General features: G+C 68.9%; 20 protein-coding genes and 1 tRNA gene. 7 read left to right on the top strand and 14 right to left on the bottom strand.

Going from position 1 to position 19,851, the window contains the following annotated elements; genetic code table 11:
- Nucleotides 1-140: 140 nt before the first annotated feature.
- Nucleotides 141-1,454 (top strand): helix-turn-helix domain-containing protein, encoded by a 1,314-nt coding sequence (locus C503_RS0120900; RefSeq protein ID WP_018684172.1) that lies wholly within the window; start codon nt 141-143, stop codon nt 1,452-1,454.
- Nucleotides 1,455-1,816: 362 nt separating this feature from the next.
- On the opposite strand, the gene C503_RS0120895 is transcribed toward C503_RS0120900, so the two are convergent.
- On the bottom strand, nt 1,817-2,233 hold the full coding sequence (locus C503_RS0120895; protein ID WP_018684171.1) for a hypothetical protein: 417 nt from the start codon (nt 2,231-2,233) through the stop codon (nt 1,817-1,819).
- Nucleotides 2,234-2,384: 151 nt separating this feature from the next.
- Nucleotides 2,385-2,457: transfer RNA gene (locus C503_RS0120890), tRNA-Ala, on the bottom strand.
- Nucleotides 2,458-2,589: 132 nt separating this feature from the next.
- Between C503_RS0120890 and C503_RS0120885 the strand changes: the two genes are divergently transcribed.
- Both C503_RS0120885 and C503_RS44780 read left to right on the top strand, forming a co-directional pair.
- Complete coding sequence (locus C503_RS0120885; protein WP_245572545.1) at nt 2,590-3,888, top strand: phenylacetate--CoA ligase family protein; 1,299 nt, start codon at nt 2,590-2,592, stop codon at nt 3,886-3,888.
- A gap of 17 nt (nt 3,889-3,905) precedes the next feature.
- Nucleotides 3,906-4,103 (top strand): multicopper oxidase domain-containing protein, encoded by a 198-nt coding sequence (locus C503_RS44780; RefSeq protein ID WP_084477239.1) that lies wholly within the window; start codon nt 3,906-3,908, stop codon nt 4,101-4,103.
- Between the two features lie 42 nt (nt 4,104-4,145).
- Here C503_RS44780 and C503_RS0120875 read toward each other — a convergent pair whose 3' ends face one another.
- A complete protein-coding gene (locus tag C503_RS0120875; protein WP_026316527.1) occupies nt 4,146-5,639 on the bottom strand; it encodes a M1 family metallopeptidase in 1,494 nt (497 codons plus the stop codon).
- Nucleotides 5,640-5,841: 202 nt separating this feature from the next.
- Here C503_RS0120875 and C503_RS47350 point away from each other — a divergent pair, with 202 nt between their 5' ends.
- Together C503_RS47350 and C503_RS0120865 are read left to right on the top strand one after the other, a co-directional pair.
- Nucleotides 5,842-6,216 carry a helix-turn-helix transcriptional regulator gene (locus C503_RS47350; protein WP_051114895.1) on the top strand — a complete coding sequence of 125 codons (375 nt, stop codon included), beginning with the start codon at nt 5,842-5,844 and terminating at the stop codon, nt 6,214-6,216.
- A gap of 10 nt (nt 6,217-6,226) precedes the next feature.
- A complete protein-coding gene (locus tag C503_RS0120865; RefSeq protein ID WP_018684166.1) occupies nt 6,227-6,646 on the top strand; it encodes a VOC family protein in 420 nt (139 codons plus the stop codon).
- A gap of 4 nt (nt 6,647-6,650) precedes the next feature.
- Here the strand turns inward: C503_RS0120865 and C503_RS43455 are convergent, their stop codons facing one another.
- The 4 genes from C503_RS43455 to C503_RS0120845 form a co-directional block, all read right to left on the bottom strand.
- Nucleotides 6,651-7,082, bottom strand: coding sequence for a hypothetical protein (locus tag C503_RS43455; RefSeq protein ID WP_018684165.1), 432 nt, complete (start codon nt 7,080-7,082; stop codon nt 6,651-6,653).
- 799 nt (nt 7,083-7,881) lie between these two features.
- On the bottom strand, nt 7,882-8,178 hold the full coding sequence (locus C503_RS0120855) for a hypothetical protein (protein ID WP_018684164.1): 297 nt from the start codon (nt 8,176-8,178) through the stop codon (nt 7,882-7,884).
- A 526-nt stretch (nt 8,179-8,704) separates the two neighbouring features.
- A complete protein-coding gene (locus C503_RS0120850; RefSeq protein ID WP_018684163.1) occupies nt 8,705-9,613 on the bottom strand; it encodes a nucleoside-diphosphate kinase in 909 nt (302 codons plus the stop codon).
- An 11-nt stretch (nt 9,614-9,624) separates the two neighbouring features.
- Nucleotides 9,625-10,059, bottom strand: a complete 435-nt coding sequence (locus tag C503_RS0120845; protein WP_018684162.1) for a MarR family winged helix-turn-helix transcriptional regulator — start codon at nt 10,057-10,059, stop codon at nt 9,625-9,627.
- An 81-nt stretch (nt 10,060-10,140) separates the two neighbouring features.
- On the opposite strand from C503_RS0120845, the gene C503_RS0120840 reads away from it, so the two are divergent.
- The gene (locus C503_RS0120840; protein WP_018684161.1) at nt 10,141-11,670 is read left to right on the top strand and encodes an MFS transporter; all 1,530 of its coding nucleotides are present in this window, start codon (nt 10,141-10,143) and stop codon (nt 11,668-11,670) included.
- 2 nt (nt 11,671-11,672) lie between these two features.
- Here the strand turns inward: C503_RS0120840 and C503_RS0120835 are convergent, their stop codons facing one another.
- The 7 genes from C503_RS0120835 to C503_RS0120805 all read right to left on the bottom strand — a co-directional run bounded on the left by C503_RS0120835 (nt 11,673) and on the right by C503_RS0120805 (nt 17,691).
- On the bottom strand, nt 11,673-12,161 hold the full coding sequence (locus C503_RS0120835) for a hypothetical protein (protein WP_245572551.1): 489 nt from the start codon (nt 12,159-12,161) through the stop codon (nt 11,673-11,675).
- Nucleotides 12,162-12,226: 65 nt separating this feature from the next.
- On the bottom strand, nt 12,227-12,769 hold the full coding sequence (locus tag C503_RS0120830) for a hypothetical protein (protein ID WP_026316526.1): 543 nt from the start codon (nt 12,767-12,769) through the stop codon (nt 12,227-12,229).
- Complete coding sequence (locus C503_RS40175) at nt 12,762-13,745, bottom strand: WXG100 family type VII secretion target (protein WP_018684158.1); 984 nt, start codon at nt 13,743-13,745, stop codon at nt 12,762-12,764. The genes C503_RS0120830 and C503_RS40175 overlap by 8 nt, the downstream gene beginning before the upstream one ends.
- Nucleotides 13,742-14,068 carry a hypothetical protein gene (locus tag C503_RS40170; protein WP_018684157.1) on the bottom strand — a complete coding sequence of 109 codons (327 nt, stop codon included), beginning with the start codon at nt 14,066-14,068 and terminating at the stop codon, nt 13,742-13,744. Before C503_RS40170 ends, C503_RS40175 begins: the two co-directional genes overlap by 4 nt.
- On the bottom strand, nt 14,065-14,487 hold the full coding sequence (locus tag C503_RS40165; RefSeq protein ID WP_018684156.1) for a YbaB/EbfC family nucleoid-associated protein: 423 nt from the start codon (nt 14,485-14,487) through the stop codon (nt 14,065-14,067). Before C503_RS40165 ends, C503_RS40170 begins: the two co-directional genes overlap by 4 nt.
- Nucleotides 14,488-14,596: 109 nt before the next feature.
- On the bottom strand, nt 14,597-16,015 hold the full coding sequence (locus C503_RS0120810; RefSeq protein WP_018684155.1) for a purine-cytosine permease family protein: 1,419 nt from the start codon (nt 16,013-16,015) through the stop codon (nt 14,597-14,599).
- A gap of 83 nt (nt 16,016-16,098) precedes the next feature.
- Nucleotides 16,099-17,691 carry an amidohydrolase gene (locus C503_RS0120805; RefSeq protein WP_018684154.1) on the bottom strand — a complete coding sequence of 531 codons (1,593 nt, stop codon included), beginning with the start codon at nt 17,689-17,691 and terminating at the stop codon, nt 16,099-16,101.
- A 232-nt stretch (nt 17,692-17,923) separates the two neighbouring features.
- Here C503_RS0120805 and C503_RS0120800 point away from each other — a divergent pair, with 232 nt between their 5' ends.
- Nucleotides 17,924-19,423: a PucR family transcriptional regulator gene (locus C503_RS0120800; RefSeq protein WP_018684153.1), complete on the top strand. Its 1,500-nt coding sequence runs from the start codon at nt 17,924-17,926 to the stop codon at nt 19,421-19,423.
- The last annotated feature ends 428 nt before the right edge of the window (nt 19,424-19,851 follow it).

Here is a 19,851-nt window from a genome sequence, read left to right as displayed (position 1 = left end):
GCCGGTGCGCGAGGCAGGGGCGTGTGCGGATCGCGCACACCGTGTGCCGATCCCGCACATCCGGCCCGCACACCGGCGCGCGGCGACTACCGTGAACCGGTTCGAGGGACACCGGAGCGACCCCGGGAAGGGACTCGACGATGAGCACCGCGGACCACCCCGGAGCCGTCCTGCGCCAGGCCCGTACCGCGCGCGGGTGGACACAGACCGAGCTCGGGCGCCGCTGCGGACTGCACGCCAGCGCGGTATCCCGGTACGAGACCGGCGCCGTGCCCCTGCGCGACGTACCGACGATGCGGGCCTTCGCCGAGGCCCTTGCGCTGCCCGTCGAGTCGTTCGGACTCGCTCCCGTCCTCCCGGCACGGGCGCTACCGCGCCCCTACAGTGAGCCTGGACCGGCACCGACCGAGGAGGACCCCATGCGCCGCCGCACCTTCCTGATCGCGGCAGGCGGCATGATGACCGGGCTCCCCACCGGATCCGGCACCGATATCGACCCGGCGCGACTGCTGACCCGGACACTCGGCGACGCGCTCCTGCTCGGACCGACCGAGACCGACCCCGGACCGGCCCCGCCGCAGGCCTCGCGGATCGCCGAGGCCCGAGAAGCCTTCACCCGCTGCGACTACCTGATGCTCGCCGACCGACTGCCCCCGCTGCTGGCCGCCACCCAGGCCGCCGCCGACCGCACCTCCACTCCCGACACCCACGCCCTGGCAGCCGCCGCCTACACCCTGACCACCGAAGCACTGATCAAGCTGACGGCCTCCGGGCTGGAATGGGTCGCCGCCGACCGCGCCCAACACCACGCCCACCTGGCCGAAGACCCCCTGGTCCTGGCGCGCGCCCAGCGCATGCTCGCCGCCGTGGCCCGCCGCGCCGGACACCACGACCACGCCCAACACCTGACCCTCGACGCCGCAGCCCACCTCGACCCCGCCGGGCACCCCGACCACGCACTGATGCACGGGATGCTGCACTGCACGGCCAGCTACGCCGCCGCCCAGGCCGGTGACCGCGACCGCTCCCACGAACTGCTCGCCGACGCCGCCGCTGCCGTCACCCACCTCGCCGAGAACAGCCCACACCAGCGCACCCTGCTGGGCAACCTGGTCAGCTACCGGATCTGCGGCGCGCACGCCCTCGGCGACCCCGCCGCCGGACTCGCCCACGCCCATCACCAGTCGCTCGCAGTCATCCCCACCGTCGAACGACGCGCCCGCGTCCTGGTCGACACCGCACGCTGCTGGTACGACCACGGCAACCCCGAACGCGCCTACCGCACCCTGCTCGCCGCCGAACGCACCGCACCCGGCGAGGTCCACACCCGCGCCGCCGTGCGCACCCTGGTCACCGACCTGAGACAGGCACCCCGCCAGAACACCATGCCGCACCTGGCCGATCTCGCCCACCGCGTCCACGCAACCCAGACAAGGCCTGGACTTCGGCGGTAGCCAACACCAGCTCCTGTTCGAGAACCCGACCGGATCGACCCGAGAACAAGCAGCGGGAGACGCGTACGGGGCAGGCGAGGCTCCCGCCCCCGGCACCGGCATCAACCATGAGCACCACCTTTGGATGATCAGCGCCCCGCAGGGGGGATCGGATCCCGGGCATCGCTACCCGACATAGCCGCGCGGAGTGGGAACGTGGAAAGCCGACATCGCCGATAGCGGACATGCTGGTGAACGCGCTCGATTCGGACGAATTTTCCACTCGTTTTTGCGTTTCTGACCTGTGTCAGATATGAAATGGACCGGTTTGCCGACCACGGCCACGTTCACGCGAAAGGGCTCAACGGCCGCGGATGCCGCAGTCACGACCTGAGTGCGACGAGGAGAGCGGGAATCAAGCCCGCGTTGGGGTTGCTCAGTGGCACGGCCACCACCGGCTTCCCGGCGCCTGCCTGATGGATCCAGACCGCGCCGTCGGACACCGTGGCACCGCCGTACGAATGCCAGGGCAGCGAGAGGGCTGGCTTGAGACACCCGATGCCGTGCCGACTCACCCGCAAGGCGCCACCGACCAAGACGGTCTCCCCGCGGCGAACCCGGTCGACGAGGCGGGCGCGTAGCCGCGGCTCCAGACACTGCTGGGCCAGGTTCACCAGAAACGTCCACTCTGCAGCGACCAACAGCGGCGCCTCCTCAACCAGGCGATCTTCCACGCCCTCTACATCGAGGACGACAAGATCACAGACGGTGAGCTCCGGGAGCCCTTCGGCGAGCTCCACGCCATCCAAGATCAGCGGGCCGAAGCAACCGGCGCGGAGGGTGCAAGCAAAAGGACCACCCGCGATGCGGGTGGTCCTTGCACGCCTTCAGGCGTCGCGATCCTACTTCGTGGCCTTCATTCAGGCACTTGTTCTAGTAAGACCCCTAGGGTGGAGCTGAGGGGACTCGAACCCCTGACCCTCACACTGCCAGTGTGATGCGCTACCAGCTGCGCCACAGCCCCGTACCAGGCACGTTCAGGATTTGGTCCCGGCGTGCTGCGCATACGCTACAACATCGGGCGGGTGGGGGAGAAATCGGGGGTGGGGTTGCGCGGGTCTTCCCTGGTGAGCCGGAAAGGTGTAGACCAGTCCGGGTGACGGTGGTAGACGGTGTGGGTGCTCGGGACATGGGCCTGGAGCAGCGGCGTGAACTGCAGGAACAGCGGTTGTGCGGGCTGGTGGACCGGCTGTTGGCGGCCGGTGGCATCCAGGCTCGGTGGCTGCGGGACTGCGGGGTGCGCGGCGGGCGGGACGTGCGATTGGGTGATCTGCATCGGCTGCCCACGGTCGGCAAGCGAGATCTCTGGGAGCATTACCCGTACGGGTTGCGGGCGGTCGAGGCCGATGACGTCGTGTGTGTGCATGGGTCGTCCGGGACCGGTGGGCGGCCGACGTTGGTGCCCTATACCGCGCATGACCTGGATGTCTGGGCCGAGGTGGCGGCGCGGGCATTGGCCGGGGCGGGGGTCACCCGGCAGAGTGTCGTGCACAACGCGTACGGGTATGGGCTGTTCACGGGCGGGTTGGGGGTTCACCACGGGGCGACCCGGCTGGGGGCCGCCGTCGTGCCGGTGTCCGGGGGGATGACCGAGCGGCAGGTTCGATTGATCCAGGACCTCCGGCCGGACGTGCTGACCTGCACGCCGTCCTTCGCGCTGCACCTCGGTGAGGCCATGTCGGCGGCCGGGGTGGTGCCGACGAGCCTGCGGGTCGGGGTGTTCGGGGCGGAGCCGTGGACGCACGAGATGCGGGTGCAGGTGGAGAACCTGCTCGGTATTCGCGCGCTCGATATCTACGGGTTGACCGAGATCATCGGTCCGGGTGTCGCGTGCGAGTCGTTCGAGTCCGACGGGATGCTCGACATCGCGGAGGACCACTTCTACCCGGAATGCCTCGACAGTGACGGCAACCCGGTTCCGGATGGGACTCCCGGCGAGTTGGTGTTCACGACATTGACCAAGACGGGCATGCCATTGCTCCGCTACCGGACCGGTGATGTTGCGGCATTGTCCACGCCGGTCTCGGGGCAATGGCGGCGGATGACCAAGGTGCTCGGGCGCACGGACGACATGGTGGTCATCCGCGGTGTGAACGTGTTCCCGACCGAGGTCGAAGCCGTTCTGCTCGCGGACGGGCGGGTCAGTCCGCACTATCTGGTCGTGGAGGACCGACGACAGCCCGCGCGGCCCGAGCTGCGGGTGGCCGTGGAGACGGCGACGGCGGACGTGCCCAGGTTGATCGATGACCTGCGCGGGGCATTGCGCGAACGGTTGGGGCTGACCTGCGACGTGCGGGTGGTCGCGGCCGGGGCGGTGCCGCGGGTCGAGGTGGGGAAGACGCAGCGGCTGGTGCGGTGGGTGTCAGGGGAGGCGCCGGTGGCGGGCCTGGAATAGCGTGAGGATCGGGTGACCTGCCGATCGCCGCGGTCCGGTTTCCACTCAGCGCGCGGCCCCTACGACGTGGGCGGAAGGACACAGTCGATGTGCTCCCGGCCGAGTTCGTCGACGTCGCCGTGCGGTTCACTGCCTACCCAGGCCGGTACCTGGTCCACTGCCACAACCTCGAACACGAGGACATGATGATGGCGACCTTCCGGACCACCCCGTGAGCAGGCGGGGCGGATCACCCGCGGGTGATCCGCCCCGAACTGTCAACCGAGGTGGTGCGCCGCCTCGATCTGCTTGAACGACTTGGGTTCCACCAACGCCTTGGCCGCCCCGAAGGACGGACCGTTCGGACCGACGGCAGGCTTGCCGGCGGTGTAGAGCCAGGTGCGGAACAACTCCTGCAACGGCTTGCCCGACACCTTCTCCGACAACGCCACGAACTCGGAGATCAGGCCGGTCTTGCCCTTCTTCGACGAGGTCCACTCGCGCAGGATGCGGAAGAACGTGTCATCGCCCACGGCCTTGCGCAGCGCGTGCAGGGTCAGGGCACCGCGGTCGTAGACGGCGTTGTCGAACTGCTTGTCCGGACCAGGGTTGCTCGGCAGCACCTGCCAGAACGGGTCGGTCGCGGGGATACGGTCATAGGTGTACTGCGCCAACTCGTCCGCGGTGCCCTCGCCGGTGTGCTCCGACCAGAGATACTGCGCGTACGTCGCGAAACCCTCGTTGAGCCAGATGTCGCTCCACCGGCCCACCGAGACGCTGTCGCCGAACCACTGGTGCGCGTTCTCGTGCGCGATCAGCGAGGTGTTCGCCCCGTAGCGGAAGTTGACCGACCCGTACACCGGTCGGGTCTGGTTCTCCAGGGAGAAGGTGATGCCGTCGCTGACCACCCCGCCCTGGGCCTCGAAGGGGTAGGGACCGAACTGGGAGGCCAGGAACTCGATGATCTCCGGGGTGCGCTCCAGGCTCGCCTTCGCCGCGCCGAGCGAGTCGCCGAGGTCGCTGTCGTAGGCAGTGATGAACGGCTTGCCGTCCGGGGTGGTCTGCCGGATCACCTCGAAGTTGCCGACCTCCAGCGAGGTCAGGTACGTCGCCTGCGGCTGCGTGCTGCGCCACCACCAGCGCGTCCAGCCCGCGCGGTTCTTGCTGGTGCGCAGCAGGGTTCCGTTGGACAGCGCGGACAGCCCGTCCGGCACCTCCACGTTGACGTCGAAGGTGGCCTTGTCGGTGGGGTGGTTGTTCGACGGGTACCACCACGGGGCGCTGTTCGGCTCGTCCACGCCGAGGGCGCCGTCCGGGGTCCGCTTCCAGGTGCTGACGCCGTCGATCTTGGCCGTGGACGGGGTGTCCGCGTAGCTGACCGCGACGGTGACCTGCTTGCCGCTCGGTAACGGCCGCGCCGGGGTCACGACCAGCTCGCCGTGGCCGTCGGTGTTGGCCGAGAACGTCGCCGGGACGTTGTCGACCAGCACCGACTTTGCCCGCAACGCGAAATCGAGGTCGAATCTGGACAATTCCTGCGTGGTCGTCAACGAGATGGTCGTGGTGCCGGACAGCAGGTCGGTGCTGGGCTGGTAGGTGAGCCGGATGTCGTAGTGGGAAACGTCGTAGCCGCCGTTTCCGTCATTCGGGTAGTAGGGGTCGCCGACGCCCGGCGCGCCCGGTGTGGGGGTCGCCGCCGCGATGCTGGTGAGCAGCACGGACGCCACACAGGCGAGGGCGACACCAGAGGTGGTGCGAACTGTCGTGCGCATCTCCATCCTTTCCTTGTGGGCGCCGACGAAGATATCGACGGAGCGTGCCTGGACATACAGCCGAAAGTGGCGTCCTGAACACTGGGAAAGATCGCGGAGCGTGGCATTTCGCGGTACTACCGGACAATTCGGTGGGCGGTCGTGCGATGCTGGTGCAGTGGACACGGATGACCTGGTCCGGTTGCGCCGGGCGCGCGACCGGATGGACCGCGACTACGCGCAGCCGCTCGACGTCCCGGCGTTGGCCCGCGGCGCGCTGATGTCGACCGGGCACTTCGCCCGCGCGTTCCGCGCCGCCTTCGGCGAGACCCCGTACAGCTACCTGATGACCCGGCGGGTCGAACGCGCCAAGGCCCTGCTGCGGCGCGGCGACCTGAGCGTCACCGAGGTGTGCTTCGCGGTCGGCTGTTCGTCGCTGGGATCGTTCAGCTCCCGGTTCACCGAGCTGGTGGGGGAGACGCCGAGCGCGTACCGCGCGCGGTCGCATGCGGACAGTGTCGACATCCCGGCCTGCTACGCCAAGCGGTTCACCAGACCGGTCAGGAACAAAGAAGCCAAGCGGGCCACCGGGTCGTAGCGTCTCCGGTATGAAGCTGACTCTCTCGCACACGTTCATCGCCGTCGAAGACCACGACGCCGCCCTGGCCTTCTATCGGGACGCGCTCGGCCTTGAGGTCCACCGGGACATCAGTTTCGAGGGCATGCGCTGGGTCTCGCTGCACCCGCCGACCCAGCCCGAGCTGGAGATCGTGCTGGAGCCGCCGACCGCGGCCCCGGACGCCTCCGACGCCGACCGCAAGGCGCTCACCGAGCTGATGGCCAAGGGCCTGCTGCGCGGCGTCATCTTCGCCACCGACGACTGCGACGCCACCTTCGAGCGCGTCGCCGCGTCCGGCGCCGAGGTCGTGCAGGAGCCGATGGACCAGCCCTACGGCGTGCGCGACTGCGCCTTCCGCGACCCCGCGGGCAACCTGATCCGGATCAACCAGGTCAAGGCGAAGGGCTGAGCGCTCAGCCGGGGTGCCCTGCCAGGCCGCAGTAGAGCAGCTCGGTGAGGGTGTCGACGGCTTCGTCGTCGTCGATCCGACGACCGGAGCCGTCGCCCCCGGCCGCCAGCCAGGTGTAGGCGAACTGGTCCAGCAGGCTGGTGACGGCCGAGACCAGCAGGTCCGGGTCGCCCGCCGGGGGGCGGCCTGCCTCGGTGATCGACTCCAGGTGCTCGCGCAGGTGTGAGCTCTCCGCCCGCACGATCCCCTGCAGCTGGTTCGCGAAGTCGTCGTTGACCAGCGCGGCCTGGCGCAGCGCGACCAGCTCGACCCGGTTCTCCCGGTAGTTGCGATCCTCACCGGCTCGTGAGTTGCGATCCTCACCGGCCGGTGACGGCCGGTGCCAGTGCTGTCGATGTCGCCGGGTGTGGCCATCGTCAGGAGTTGCGATCCTCACCGGCCGGTGACGGCCGGTGCCAGCCTGCGTGAGCAGGCACTATGCGCACTCTAACCGACAATGCCAATGGCTGTTGACACGTCCACCTGCCGACACGCCGACTCCAGGTTCGGAACCTCCCGGCGTGTCGGCTCACACTTGGGGTTCCGAAGCGAGCGCCTGCCTCTGATACCACCACCTCGGTCCGGCAGCGGCTGACCTGGTGGCGCTCTCCCATGATCGGCAGTGGGCGCGGACAAGCCGCAAGCGGCGGATACCACGCCGCTGATCGTGAGGGCCACGGAACGAGAGTCGGGTCCTTAGTACACCAAGCAACTTAAGCCGTGTTGGTGAGTGATTCACAGCGATACAGGTCCGTGGTGCTGACTGGAGCAACCTGCGAAAGCATGGTCGGCGGGTGATCTTCGTTTGATGTCCCTTGTGGACTCCGCCGGCCGGTTCCGGAGCAGATCCGGAGCAGCCCCAGGGGCGTACAGCCAGTTCCAGTTCGGGTGGGCCGAACGCCCTCGGAAGAGGTATCGCGGCCCACGCGACGGCAGACTTGGCCGCGTATCGCCGGGTGACTGGTTCTTGGTCCTCGATTGATCAGGGCATTCGGAATGACCTTCTACTCGAATACCCCGACGAAAAGAGCATCTCAACCGGCCCGCCCACCGCACGTGCATCGCACTTGGGACCCCCGGTACGCGTCCGGTCAGCGAGGCGGATTCGACGGCCGGAAGGACTCGTTGTTCGGTGACACCCGCCCCCCGCGCAGGCGCTGTGCCCCACGACCGCGCGGCCGTGGGGCGCGGCGCGGCTACTCGGCGGCGAGCAGGTACTGCACGTCGGTGTCGGGACGGCAGTTGGAACTGGGGCGGGTGGCGGTGTAGGTGAACCCGGCGGTCACCTTGCACGCCCATAACCCGGTCCGGGGCAGCGTGACGTAGTACAGGGGCTCGCATCCCTGGTCCGCACGCACCATCGTGTAGGTGTAGCCCGCAGGCACCCTGCGGCACGACCAGAACGGCGAGTCCTGCGCCGACGCAGGCACGGCCAGGGCCGTCAACGCCAGCATCGTCGCCGACGCGACACCGAGCATCTTCCCGAACTTCACGGAGGTCCACCTTTCGCTGCGGCCAGGCCCGGTGTGGGCCCGCTCCATCAAAGCAGGCCGACCGTCCACAATCATCTGCCAATTGGTTCAACCAATCTGTGCGGGACGCCCACGCTGGCGCCGGAAGACCACACCTCCCGTACAGTGTCTGCCTCCGCCCCGGCCGGATCGGAGGATGCACAACGCCAGCCCGCACTGGTAACGCTCATCGACTACCGGACACCGGCAGGGCGCGCAGTTCGTCGCGCTGGCCGCAGAAGGTGTTGACGCCGAGCAAGATTGCGAGCGTCCGGAGCAATTGCTACGGTCAGCAGTGGTATCGCGGCCGCGAAAGCGCCGTTGCCCACCGTATCGATCCCGGTCGCCCACCAGATTCACCAGTAGGAACTGGGCAAGCGCCGTGGCCGCGGTCTGCGTCATCCGGGAAGCATGTCAACGACAGCTGTCGGCTGGACAGCATTTGGCCAGCCCCTACATGCTGATAGCTGTGGCGCTCATAGTCGAACTCGGCGTGGCGGAGCCGGTTTCATAGGCGGTGGGTGTGGGCGTGGCTGTCCAGGACGATGCGTTCCAGAGGGGAAAGAGCCAAGGGAAACACGTTTCCCCGAGGGCGACCGGTCGTGGTGAACAGGAAGAGCAGGTTCTCTACTGCTTCCGCGATTGCAGGCTGACCGAGTTCTGATGCGATGACCGTCAATGGGCGTGCCGCTTGCGGGATCGCGTCTTGGACGGTTGACATTCGGGCTTGGCTGGTGTTGTTGTCGTCGAGGTTTGTAGCTGTGGTGTCCAGTGCTGCGCGGCAGGTGCGGAGTTGTGTGAGCGTCGGTTCGTCAGCGTGGGTGGCGAGAAGGGCTATGGCGCGGCGGAGTAGGCGGATCGCGGTTGCCGGGAAGGAGATGGCGTTGCGTTCGCCGACAACAACTGCGCTGTCGAGAAGGGAAGGGAGGCCGATCAGGTCGGTCAGGTCCGAGTTCGAGGACTCGGCTATGGCCTGGAGATTCGTGGCGTCCGGCGTGAGGATGGCGAGTTCTCGGTCTCGGTCCGCTGGCGTGTCCGGACAGTGGCTGTAGTTGAGGAAACCGTTCTCGGCGATGCTGCGGATTGTGCCGGGACGGGCCAGTTCCGGGCGGGTGTGGCCTTTCAGCCGGAGCATGGCGTTGATCGCGTCGCCTTGCTGTCGCCCGAGAATCAGCAGGCAGCCAGGGGTGATCTGGTAGAGGTCCGCGAACAACTCGACGGGTATCAAGACGTCGCCGCCGGTTGATGGGCGGGGGTGTGGGCTGATGTAGAGGCGGCGGATGGTTTCTTCGTCGAGAACGATCGGGCGGGCCACCAGGATGTCGAATCCGGCCTGTTCGATCAGGCGCGTGATCTGCGGGAAGGCGCCGCCAAGGAATCCGTCCGGGGTTATGAGGGCGAAGGTCCAGTTGGTCATCCCGGCCCAGTCTAGTGGCACTTGTCCGGGATGGTGAGGAGCCAGCCGTGGACCAGGCCGAGTTGTTCCGGGCTGAAACCCGCCTCCAGTTCGGCCTCGCGGCGGGCGACGGCGACGCCGGCGTCGGCCAGGCGGGTTCGGCCCGCGGCGGTGACGTGGATTTGGTGGACGCGGCGGTCGTTGGGGTGTGGGTGGCGTTCGATCAGGTTCTCCCGTTCCAGGCCGACGAGCATCTCGTTGGCGGCCTGGCGGGTGCTGCCGACCTCGCGGGCGATGTCGGCGACGGACATGCCGGGGCGTGAGGCGGCCATCATCAGCGTGGCGTACTGCGGCGTCGACAGGCCGAACTCGGCCAGTTCGGCGCCGATCGCGGTGCGCATGGCCAGCCAGACGCGGCGGACCACGAAGGCCAGGGAGCCTGGGTTGACCTGGTCGGACGCCACCATCGACCCTCCAAGGTTTGACAGGTTCCTGACGATCCAGCACGATGCGATAGACAGGTTCTTGTCGATTCTACCGGGGGTGCCATGAAGCGGCAGTGGTTGGTCCTCGCCGTGCTGGTGATGTCGTCGTTGCTGATCTGGCTGGACAACACGATCCTGAGCACGGCGTTCGAGACGCTCACCGATCCCGTGCGCGGGCTGGGCGCGAGTCCGGCGCAGCTGCAGTGGGCCACCGGCGCGTACACGCTGGTCTTCGCCACGTTGATGTTCACCGCGGGGGCGCTCGGCGACCGTTTCGGGCACCGGACCACGCTCTCCGCCGGGATGGCGGTCTTCGCGGCCGCCTCGGCCTGGGCCGCCTACGCGGGCGACGCCGGTCAGCTGATCGCGGCCCGCGCGGTGATGGGCCTGGGCAGTGCGCTGATCATGCCCGCGACCATGGCCATTCTCATGTGGACATTCAGCGGCCCGGCGCGGGCGACCGCCATCGCGCTGTCCTCGTCGGCGGCCGGGGTCGGGGTCGCGGCCGGGCCGCTGTTGGCCGGTCTGCTGCTCGGGCATTTCTGGTGGGGTTCGGTGTTCCTGGTCAATATCCCGGTCGCGATCGTGGCGCTGATCGGGATCCGCACGCTGGTCCCGGATTTCCGCGTGCCGACCCCGCGCCGTCTCGACCCGTGGGGCCTGCTGCTGTCGATCACCGGCCTGTCCGCGCTGGCCTACGGGCTGATCCGGGCAGGCCAGGCGACCTCGTGGTCCGAACCGGACGTGCTGCTGCCGATCCTGGCGGGCGTGGGTCTGCTGGCCGCCTTCGTGTTCGTCGAGCTGAAGACCCGGCACCCCAGCTTCGACCCGCGCCTGCTCGCCCGGCGCGTGTTCGGCGGTGGCAACGCTGCACTTGGGCTGTTGCTGCTCGCGATGACGGCAGGCAGCTTCTACGGCGCCTTCTATCTCCAGGGAGCGCGCGGGTTCACGCCGTTGGAGGCGGGTCTCGCCGTGAGCCCGGCCGCGCTCGGCACAGTCGTCGGGTCGCCGCTGGGGGTGTACCTGGTGCGGCGGTGGTCTTTACGACCGGTGGCCACGACCGCGCTGACCATTGCCGGGCTGGCCCAGGGCACGTGGGCGCTGTTCGGACTGGACACCCCGCTCGTCTGGAACGAGATCGTCTATCTGGCGCAAGGCCTCTCGATCGGCGTGGTGATCGGGCCGGTGTCGACGGCGCTGCTGAACACCCTTCCGCTGGACCGGGCAGGCTCGGGATCGGCGGTCAACGGCACGATCCGCCAGGCGGGCAGCCTGTTCGGTGTCGCGGTGGGCGGCACGCTCATGTCGATTCTCTACCAGCGCGGGATCGCCCCCGCCCTGCGTGACCAGCCGGAGGTCGTGCGCGAACAGGCCAGGATCTCGGCGGAACAGGCGCGTCATGTCGCCGTGGCGACTCAGCAGCCGGGCCTCGCCCGCGCCGCGGACAACGCGTTCATCCATGCCATGAACGTCAGCGCGCTCTGGACTATGGCGGTTACCCTGACCGGCGCATTGGTCCTCCTCATCGCCCTCCGTCTACCACGGAAAGCCACGACCATCACGGCTCCGGAAATGGTCGCCGCCCGCACCTGAGCTCACCGCCGACGCCCACGCTTGGGCCGCTTGGGACCGCGCTTGGGTGCGAAGGGCTTGAGCTTCAGCCGCTCGACCTTGGGCGGTGGCTCGGGCAACAACCGCGCCAACCGACCACCGAGAAAGAACCCCAGGCCAAACCCCGATACCGGGCAGAAAGCCACCAACACCAAGCTCAAGGTCTCGCTGCGGATGATCGTATAGTCCGCTGAGACGACCTGCTTCCTGGTGCTGTATCGCCTGTTCTGAACACGTTGCTCTTGGACAGCCACGGTGCCGCTGAGGTCATGGGTCGAATGCACGACCTTCATCTCGGTGGCCTCCATGCCGTCCCATCGCACTCGCGCGTCACAGCTCACGGTCATCCACATGGTCACCCAGTCCCCAGAGCATGACTGCACCTCGGCTTTGCCGTTCCGCAGCAATTCCGGGTAGGGCTCCACGTTCATCACCCCCAGCCGCTGAGCGAGCCCAAATCCCGCCCAGAACACGAGCAAGAGGGAGAAGATGCCCAGCCCGATGGCAGGCCAGGGGTAGATTCGCCGCCCACCTGAGATCACCGCCGACGCCCACGCTTGGGCCGCTTGGGACCGCGCTTGGGTGCGAAGGGCTTGAGCTCCAGCCGCTCGACCTTGGGCGGTGGCTCGGGCAACAACCGCGCCAACCGACCACCGAGGAAGTACCCGAGGAGATATCCCGCGACACTGAGCCCGAACGCGGACACCAGTGACAACGTCTGGCTGCGGACGATCGTGGTATCCGCAGGCACGACCTGTCGTGTGGTGTTGCGCCGCCCACTGCTGACGCGTTCTTCCCGTACATCCGTGACGCCACTGAGGTCGTGCGCCGAGCGCACGCGCGCCGCCGTGGGGATCTGCTCGCCATCCCACCACACTTGCGCGTCGCAGGACACCATCATCCACAGGGTCCCCACATCTCGGGAACATGCCTGTATCTCGGCCTTGCCGTTGCGCAGAAGCTCGACATTGCCCCATCCGAACCGATAGTGCAGCGCGACGGCAAACCACAACCCGAGCATGAGGAAGATCATCGCGAGAACCCCACGGGGCCAGTGGTAGGTCCGCCGCTGGTCAGTCATCCGGGTTAACGGTGTCGTTGGTGGCCTTCATGCCCTCCTTGCCGACCTTCGCGGGCATCCCGTCGAGGGCACGACCGATCGTGGACTCGGCGTATCTCTCCGTCCGGACGGAGAAGTCCTTGAGGCGGCCCGCTTGCGGCGCCAACTCACCCAGGGTCTTCGTGGTCCCCTTGATGACCTGGTTGGCCTCTTGCCCCAGCGTGGTCGACACTCGACCGAGTGCCGACTGCAGGCGAGCCGAGTTCACGCCGAGTTCGTCGAACTTCTTCACAAACCGCTGGATGGAGCCCAACAGATTGCCAAGCCGCTTCTGGAGCTTCGCCGCCAACTGGACGGCGTCCGTGACCACACTGGCGACGAACACGCAGACCGACGTCCCGAAGGTGAACCAGGAGGAGGCCAGGGCCAGCAACGCGCGGGTGATCACATCGCTGACGAAGGTCGCGATCAGGTCGAACACGATCGCACGCTCGGTCGCGACCACGACCCCGGCGACCTTCAACCCGGTGGCCGCGCTCCTGGCCTGCTCCGCGACTTGACCGAGCGCCCCGAAATAGGCCATGGCCAGCTCGCGATAGCGGGTCGCCGCGTCACCGCGCCAGTCCTCGGTGAGTGGCATCGCGGCTTTGTACTCGGCCGCCGCGTCGTCGAGCCGCTTGCCGATGTTGGTCCAGGTGTCCGCGATCGCGTTGACCTGGTTGGCATCGCCGGTCAGCACCTCAAGCGGCTCGCGGATCAGGTCCAGATGCTCCATCAGCCAACCGACCCCGGCCTTGACCAGCTCGCCGAGCGGGTTCATCCAGGCCGAGAGGAGGTCGAGACCTGCGACCAACCCCTCCATGGCCAGCTCGTCCCAGCTGGTGGCGTCGAAGAAAATATCCTTGATCAGTGCCACGTTCGACTCGACGACGCCCGCGCCCGTGAGGTCGTCGTCCTTCACTTCCTTCGGCTGGGCGATCAGCTCCTCGGCGCTCACAGCGTCCCCTCCAACCGGCCGTACTCGGTGGAGAGCTGCTGCTCGACGCCGTCATAGTCGGTGATGGTGCGCTTGATGCCGTCCGATAACGCCGCGGCCAGTTCGGCGGCCCCTTTGAGCAGGTCATCCGTATTGCCCGCGTACATCTGCAACGCCGGGATCATCAACGGCGAGCAGAGCAGGCCATAGGCGTCCACGCCGCCGAGGCCGACCTGCTGACCGGCCGTGTTGGCCTCGTTGATCATGTCCGAGACGTGCGCGACCCTGCCCACATGCGCGGACAGCGACGACGGGTCGTTGATCTCGTACCCGGGCGTGGTCATCGACGGCCCCCGTAGACGCCGCCGAAGCCGTCGTCGTCGTCGCGTGGGCGGTCCGGGGCGGGGTCCGGGTCGGGGAGTTCGGGCATGGCCTGGCGGACGATGTCGAGCGCCTCGGAGTCGCCGCCGACCAGGCCGGACATGATCTCCATGGTGCGCGCCGCGGCCTGTCGGGCGGCCTGGGTGTAGGTGGTCATGATCAGGGCCGACAGCCGCTGGTGGCTCAGCCGCTCCGCCTCGGGGGCCAAGACCAGCGAGGTCAGGCCGCCGCCGGGGTTGACCGTGACCGTCACGGCGCGGTCCGGGCTGGTCGCGGTGACCGAGTTCTCGGCCAGCATGGCCTGGGCGTTCTCGGCCTTGGCCAGGAGCGTGGCGGTGCGTTGCTCCTGCTCGCGCACCCACTCCTGCGGATCACGGATCACGGGCCCTGTTCCCCCTTTGTCGACTGGACGTCCACGCGCCGGGTCAGGGTAGCCGGCACGTGACCGCCGCGAGGGGGAAATGGTGAAGATGTGTGTTCACCGTCTCGGTTCAGGTATTCGACCGAGAAAGGCGGCCCGTGGTGTAGATCGTGGCGGAGACGACCAGGCCTACCGGGAGTGACAGATCGATTCCGCCCACCGCGTCGGCCACGAATCCCGTGTAGAGATCGGGAATGTCGACGCAGACGAACGCGGCCGCCGTGCCCACGACCAGTGCTCCGACACCCACCCAATGCACGCCGCCCCGATACCAGAATGGACCGCCGCGGGATTCGTCGCTGAGGGCGTGGCCGTCGTACCGATTGCGGCGGATCAGGACGTCGGCGGCGTAAATGGCCATCATCGGGGCGAGGACGGCGACCATGAGCTGCATTCCCTCGCTGACCGCGTCCAGGAAGTTCGAGACCAGCAGGGCGTACATGGTCAGCAGCACGCCGATGGTGCCGTCGAGCAGGACGCTGCGGGAGCGGCGGATGCGGATGCCGATCGCCTGGATGGCGAGGCCCGCGCTGTAGATGGTCATGGCGTTGTTGGCGATCGCGCCGATGATGACGGCGATCAGGAAGACGGGGGTGAACCAGCCGGGCAGGATGCCTGCCAGGGCGGTCTGCGGGTCGCTCATGTCCAATGTGGTCGCGGCGAGCGCGCCGAGCGAGGTGAACAGCACGCTCGGGATGAACGCGCCCAGGGCGGTCCAGCCGGCAACTGCGGTGGGTTTGGTGGCGCGGGGCAGGTATCGCGCAAAATCCGCGCTGTTGTTGTAGGACAAAGCGGCGGACGCGACCAACGCGAGACCACCCGCGAGCGCGGCCCACAGTCCGATGCCCTGCAGCTCTGTCGGCGGCTGATATGACCAGTCGGTGTGGTCGAATACGAAGAACGCCAGGATCGCGAATACGACGGTGAGTACCAGTGTCAGTCGCGGGTACAGCTTCACGATCGTCGCGTGCCCGTAAACGCTGATCACCAGGGTGGCCGCGGCGATGACGATGATGACCGCCGCCTTCCCCGCGGTATCCAGTTCGAGCCCGTACCGCGAGCACAGGCTGAACGCGGTCACCGACGCCGCCGACCAGTTGAGCGCGGCATAACAGACCGAGATGAACCAGCCGTTCACCCCGATGACGACCCGGTTGGCGCGGGTCCCATAGATCGCCCGTGTGATCACCTCGCTGGGCGCGCCCGCGGCCGGGCCGCTGACGGCCAGGATTCCGACGAGCAGCCAGCACAGGTTGCCCACCAGGATCACCGCAAGCGCCTGCCACAGCCGCAGGCCCATGACCACGAGCGCGCCGCCGACGACCAGGGCCAGGTAGCTGACGTTCGGCGCGGCCCACACGCCGACCAGGTCGCGGGCGCGGCCGCGGCGTTCGTCGTCGCCGATCACGTCGATGCCGTGCGCCTCGACGTGGCCTGCCCTGGCCGGGCGGGCCACCGCGGCTTCGGGGGACGCGGGGGTGGATGTCATGACGGAACCTCCGAAACTGCCGCGCTCCCCGGTGCGGGCTGGAATACGGGAAAGGGAGGACACCCTGGGTGTCCACAGAAGACTCAGATATCGGCGCGGTGCGCGATCCGGCCGTCGACGACCGTCAACGCGACCGGCAGATCCGCCAGTTCCCTGGCGGGACAGGAAAGCGGATCACCAGCGAACACGGTGAGATCCGCGCGGAATCCTTCCCGGATCCGACCGGCGATGCTCTCCTCGCCGACGCCGTAAGCGGCCCAGGTGGTGTAGCCTGCGAGGCTCTGCCGTGCACTGAGCGCCTGATCAATACCGACGGGGGCACGGTCGTGGGCGACCGGGCGGCGCAGTCGGGCGCCCGCCATGACCACGCGCGGGTCGTAGTGGGCCACCGGCCAGTCGGAGCCCAGCGCGATCCGGCCGCCTGCCTGCGTGATGTCGGCACAGCGCCAGCCGTGCGCGCAGCGGGGCGCGCCCAGCCGCTGGGACCAGTTGTCGGTGTGGTCGGGCAACGTCCAGTCCATGTGCGTGGGCTGCATCGACGCGACCACGTCGAGCTCGGCGAACCGGGTCACGTCCGCGTCGGCGAGCAGCTCGATGTGCTCGACCCGGTGCCGTCCCCGGCGCGGCCTACCGACCGATTGGTATGTGTCCAGAACCGTGGTGACGGCCTGGTCGCCGATGGCGTGCGTGAGGCACGGCAGGCCCAGCCCGACCACGCGCCGCACCGCCTCCTCGTACCGCCCGACCTCCCGCCACATCGGCCGGGTGCCCTCGCCCGCGCAGTCCGGGTGCGCCAGCCAGGCCGAGCCGCCGTCGATGGTGCCGTCGAGAAAGAACTTGACCGCGCCGGTCCGCCAGAGCCGCCCGGCGCGGGGAGCGCGCACGAGATCGAGTGTGTCCTCCACGGCGTTCGGGAACATCCACGGCGCGAGCATGACCCGCAGCGGCAGCCGGTCCCGTTCTTCGAGGGCGTCGAGCACTGCTTCGGTGCCGGGCCAGCTGTCCGGCACGTGGATGCCGATGATGCCGCACGCGGCCTGGTCGGCGAACAGGTCGGCGGCGAGCCGGGCGATGTCGTCGGTGGTGGGCGGCGGTACCGCGGCATAGCCGTGCAGCACGGCGGTCATCTCGTGCAGCTGCCCGGTGGGCACGCCCCGGTCGTCGACCATGACCTCGGCCCGGTCCCCGAAGTCGATCGGACCGGTGATGCCCGCGAGCCGCAGACCCCGGGTGCTCATCAGCGCGTTGTGCGAGTCGGCGAGCCAGACGAACGCGGGACGGCCCGCGACGGCGTCGTCCAGGAACGCGCTGGGATTTTCGGGGAACGCGTCGTACTCGACGCCGTTGACGACCACCCAGGCGTCCGGCGGCAATGTGGCGGCGGTGCGGCGGAGCAGGTCGTGCAGTTGGTCGGTGGTGAGACCGGCGGCGTTGGTGGCACGGGCATCGGCGAGGCCGTGCATGGGGTGCTGGTGCGAGTCGACCAGTCCCGGGGTGACGACCAGGCCGGGCGCGTCCACGACCTCGGTGCGCGGGCCGATGTGCGCGCGCATATCCCGGGTGTCGCCGACGGCCACGACCCGGCCCGCGCGGACTGCGACCGCCTCGGCGAGCGGGCGGGTCGGGTCCATGGTGTGCACGGTGGCGCCCTGGACCACCAGGTCGGCCGCGGTCATCGGCTCGCTCCGTCCGCTCGGGGGGCGCGCCCGCCCACCCTGTCCCGCGCGCGGGTCGCGGGCAACCGCAAGGCCACTGTGGACACCGGGGGAACGGGCGGGACTGGGGTCACGGCGTGGTCCTTTGTGGAGTGAGGCGTGGGTCACGTGGGAGGGGACAGTAGGTCCGGCGATCCGGCGGCGTCGATGGACGCGGGGTTGAACTTCGCCGGACCGCGTGGACACTGTGTCCATGCCATTGACCGTCGCCACCCTGCTGTCGCTGCGCGACCTCCGCCTGACCCTGGTCGCCGGGGCGGCCGGGCGGGACCGGGAGGTGACGGCCGCGCACGTCTCCGAGCTGGCCCGCCCCGGCGAGTGGCTGCACGGCGGCGAGCTGCTGATGACGGCGGGCGTGGTGCTGCCGACCGACCCCGGCTCGTGCCGCGACTACGTCCGGGACGTGGTCGCGGGCGGCGCGTCGGCGTTGGCGTTCGGCGTGGGCCATGGCCAGCCGCACGTGGAACCGCCGGCGGGGCTGGTGCTGGCGGCTGCGGAGGCGGGGCTGCCGCTGCTGATCGTGCCGGACGAGGTGCCGTTCATCGCGGTCACGAAGGCGGTGTTCGCCGCGCTCGCCGCCGAGGACCGGCGCGCCTTGGAGCACACGATCGACGTGCAGCGCAGGCTGACCGTCGCGGCGACGTCGGGTGCCGGGCTGAACGCGATCCTGTCGGTGTGGCTGGACGCGACCGGGCGGGCGGCGGTGGTGACGGACCTGCTCGGACGAGAGCTCGCGGCTGTCGGGTCCGTGGCACCCGCGCTGCTGGCCGCGGGGCGTCCGGTGTTGGACGAGGTCAGCGGTCGGGGATTGCTGGCCAGTGCGTCGGTGGAGGTCGACGGGGTCGCGGTGGGCGTCCGCCCGATCGGCGCGCGGCGGCTGCGTGGACACCTGCTGCTTGCCCGCGCCCGGCAGCCGGGCACGGTCGACGCGGCCCTGGTGTCCCTGCTGACGCTGGAGCTGGAACGCCGCCACCTCGCCGACGAACCGCGCCGCCGCGCGGGCGCCGAGGCGATCGCCCGACTGGCCGCGGGCATGCCGGAGGACCAGGTCGAACCCATGCTCACGACGTTCGGTGTCTCGTCGGCGCGGGTGCGCGGACTGGCCGTGCAGGCGCGCGCGGGCGAGGCGGACGACGTTGCCGCGGATCTCGCTCTCGTGCTGCCCGGCGGCTTGGTGCGCCGCACGGGCGACACGGTCGAGGCGCTGGCGGTCGAGGAGGTGGACGTGACCGCACTGCTCGACCGATTCGCCCCGGGCCGCCCGGCTGGCATCGGCTCGGCGCTGCGCCTTGGAGCGGCGGCCGTGTCACTGCGGCAGGCGCGGGCCTTGCTGACCAGCAGCGAACGACTCGGCCGCCCGGCGGAGGCAGGCACACACGGGACGAGCCGGTTGCTGCTGTCACTGGGCCCGCCCGAACTGCTCGCCGCGTTCGCCGACACCGTGCTGGCCCCGATCGACGCGGCCGACCCGCGCGGCCAACTCGCGACCACCTTGCGCGCTTGGCTGGATGCCAACGGGGCGTGGGATGTGACGGCGCAGAGTCTGGATGTGCATCGGCATACCGTGCGGAACCGGATTGATCGCGTGGAGCAGCTGACCGGGCGTGACCTGGCCACGGCTTCGGCTCGGTACGAGCTGTGGCTGGCCCTGGAGGCCCGCGACGCCCTCGCCTACACCCACCCCGGCACCTGACACCTCACGAACTTCACCCGTCTCAGCGACAGAAGTTATCCACAGCCAAGATCAAACCGCCCCTATTCCCACCCCACCCCCGATAGAATGGCCACGAGGGGTGCCCCCGGGAAGGGTGGGGGCATTTCTTTTTGGGGTATCGCGGCGGGGGCGAATAGTAAATCGCTTGATGGGGTGAATGTGTCGGGAGCGGCTCGGGCTGGCCGATGTGGCTGTGACCAGGGGGGCCACGGCGACGATGAGGCGTGGGGCGGCATGCTTCCTGGCCGTACGCAAACGTTGACGCTGCGCGGATCTTGAAGGTGCGGCAAGGGGCTGCGGCGTATTGCCTGTGGACCCGTCCTCAGCGTGGGACGACCTTCATGCCGGGGCTGTTCACCATGGCCAATTCGATCCAAGGGATTAGACGTGACGTCCATCGACCGACG

Origin of the sequence: Actinokineospora enzanensis DSM 44649, assembly GCF_000374445.1 — a bacterium.
Classification (GTDB): Bacteria; Actinomycetota; Actinomycetes; order Mycobacteriales; family Pseudonocardiaceae; genus Actinokineospora; species Actinokineospora enzanensis.
The sequence above is the reverse complement of the archived record's forward strand: the minus strand, read 5'-3'. Positions and strand labels throughout refer to the sequence as shown.

Excerpts from the sequence above, each read along its gene's own strand:
- C503_RS0120900 (WP_018684172.1), top strand. The coding sequence starts at position 141 with ATGAGCACCGCGGACCACCCCGGAGCCGTCCTGCGCCAGGCCCGTACC.
- C503_RS0120875 (WP_026316527.1), bottom strand. The coding sequence starts at position 5,639 with ATGCGCACGACAGTTCGCACCACCTCTGGTGTCGCCCTCGCCTGTGTG.
- C503_RS47350 (WP_051114895.1), top strand. The coding sequence starts at position 5,842 with ATGGACCGCGACTACGCGCAGCCGCTCGACGTCCCGGCGTTGGCCCGC.
- C503_RS0120865 (WP_018684166.1), top strand. The coding sequence starts at position 6,227 with ATGAAGCTGACTCTCTCGCACACGTTCATCGCCGTCGAAGACCACGAC.
- C503_RS0120850 (WP_018684163.1), bottom strand. The coding sequence starts at position 9,613 with ATGACCAACTGGACCTTCGCCCTCATAACCCCGGACGGATTCCTTGGC.
- C503_RS0120845 (WP_018684162.1), bottom strand. The coding sequence starts at position 10,059 with ATGGTGGCGTCCGACCAGGTCAACCCAGGCTCCCTGGCCTTCGTGGTC.
- C503_RS0120840 (WP_018684161.1), top strand. The coding sequence starts at position 10,141 with ATGAAGCGGCAGTGGTTGGTCCTCGCCGTGCTGGTGATGTCGTCGTTG.
- C503_RS0120830 (WP_026316526.1), bottom strand. The coding sequence starts at position 12,769 with ATGACTGACCAGCGGCGGACCTACCACTGGCCCCGTGGGGTTCTCGCG.
- C503_RS40170 (WP_018684157.1), bottom strand. The coding sequence starts at position 14,068 with ATGACCACGCCCGGGTACGAGATCAACGACCCGTCGTCGCTGTCCGCG.
- C503_RS0120810 (WP_018684155.1), bottom strand. The coding sequence starts at position 16,015 with ATGACATCCACCCCCGCGTCCCCCGAAGCCGCGGTGGCCCGCCCGGCC.
- C503_RS0120805 (WP_018684154.1), bottom strand. The coding sequence starts at position 17,691 with ATGACCGCGGCCGACCTGGTGGTCCAGGGCGCCACCGTGCACACCATG.
- C503_RS0120800 (WP_018684153.1), top strand. The coding sequence starts at position 17,924 with ATGCCATTGACCGTCGCCACCCTGCTGTCGCTGCGCGACCTCCGCCTG.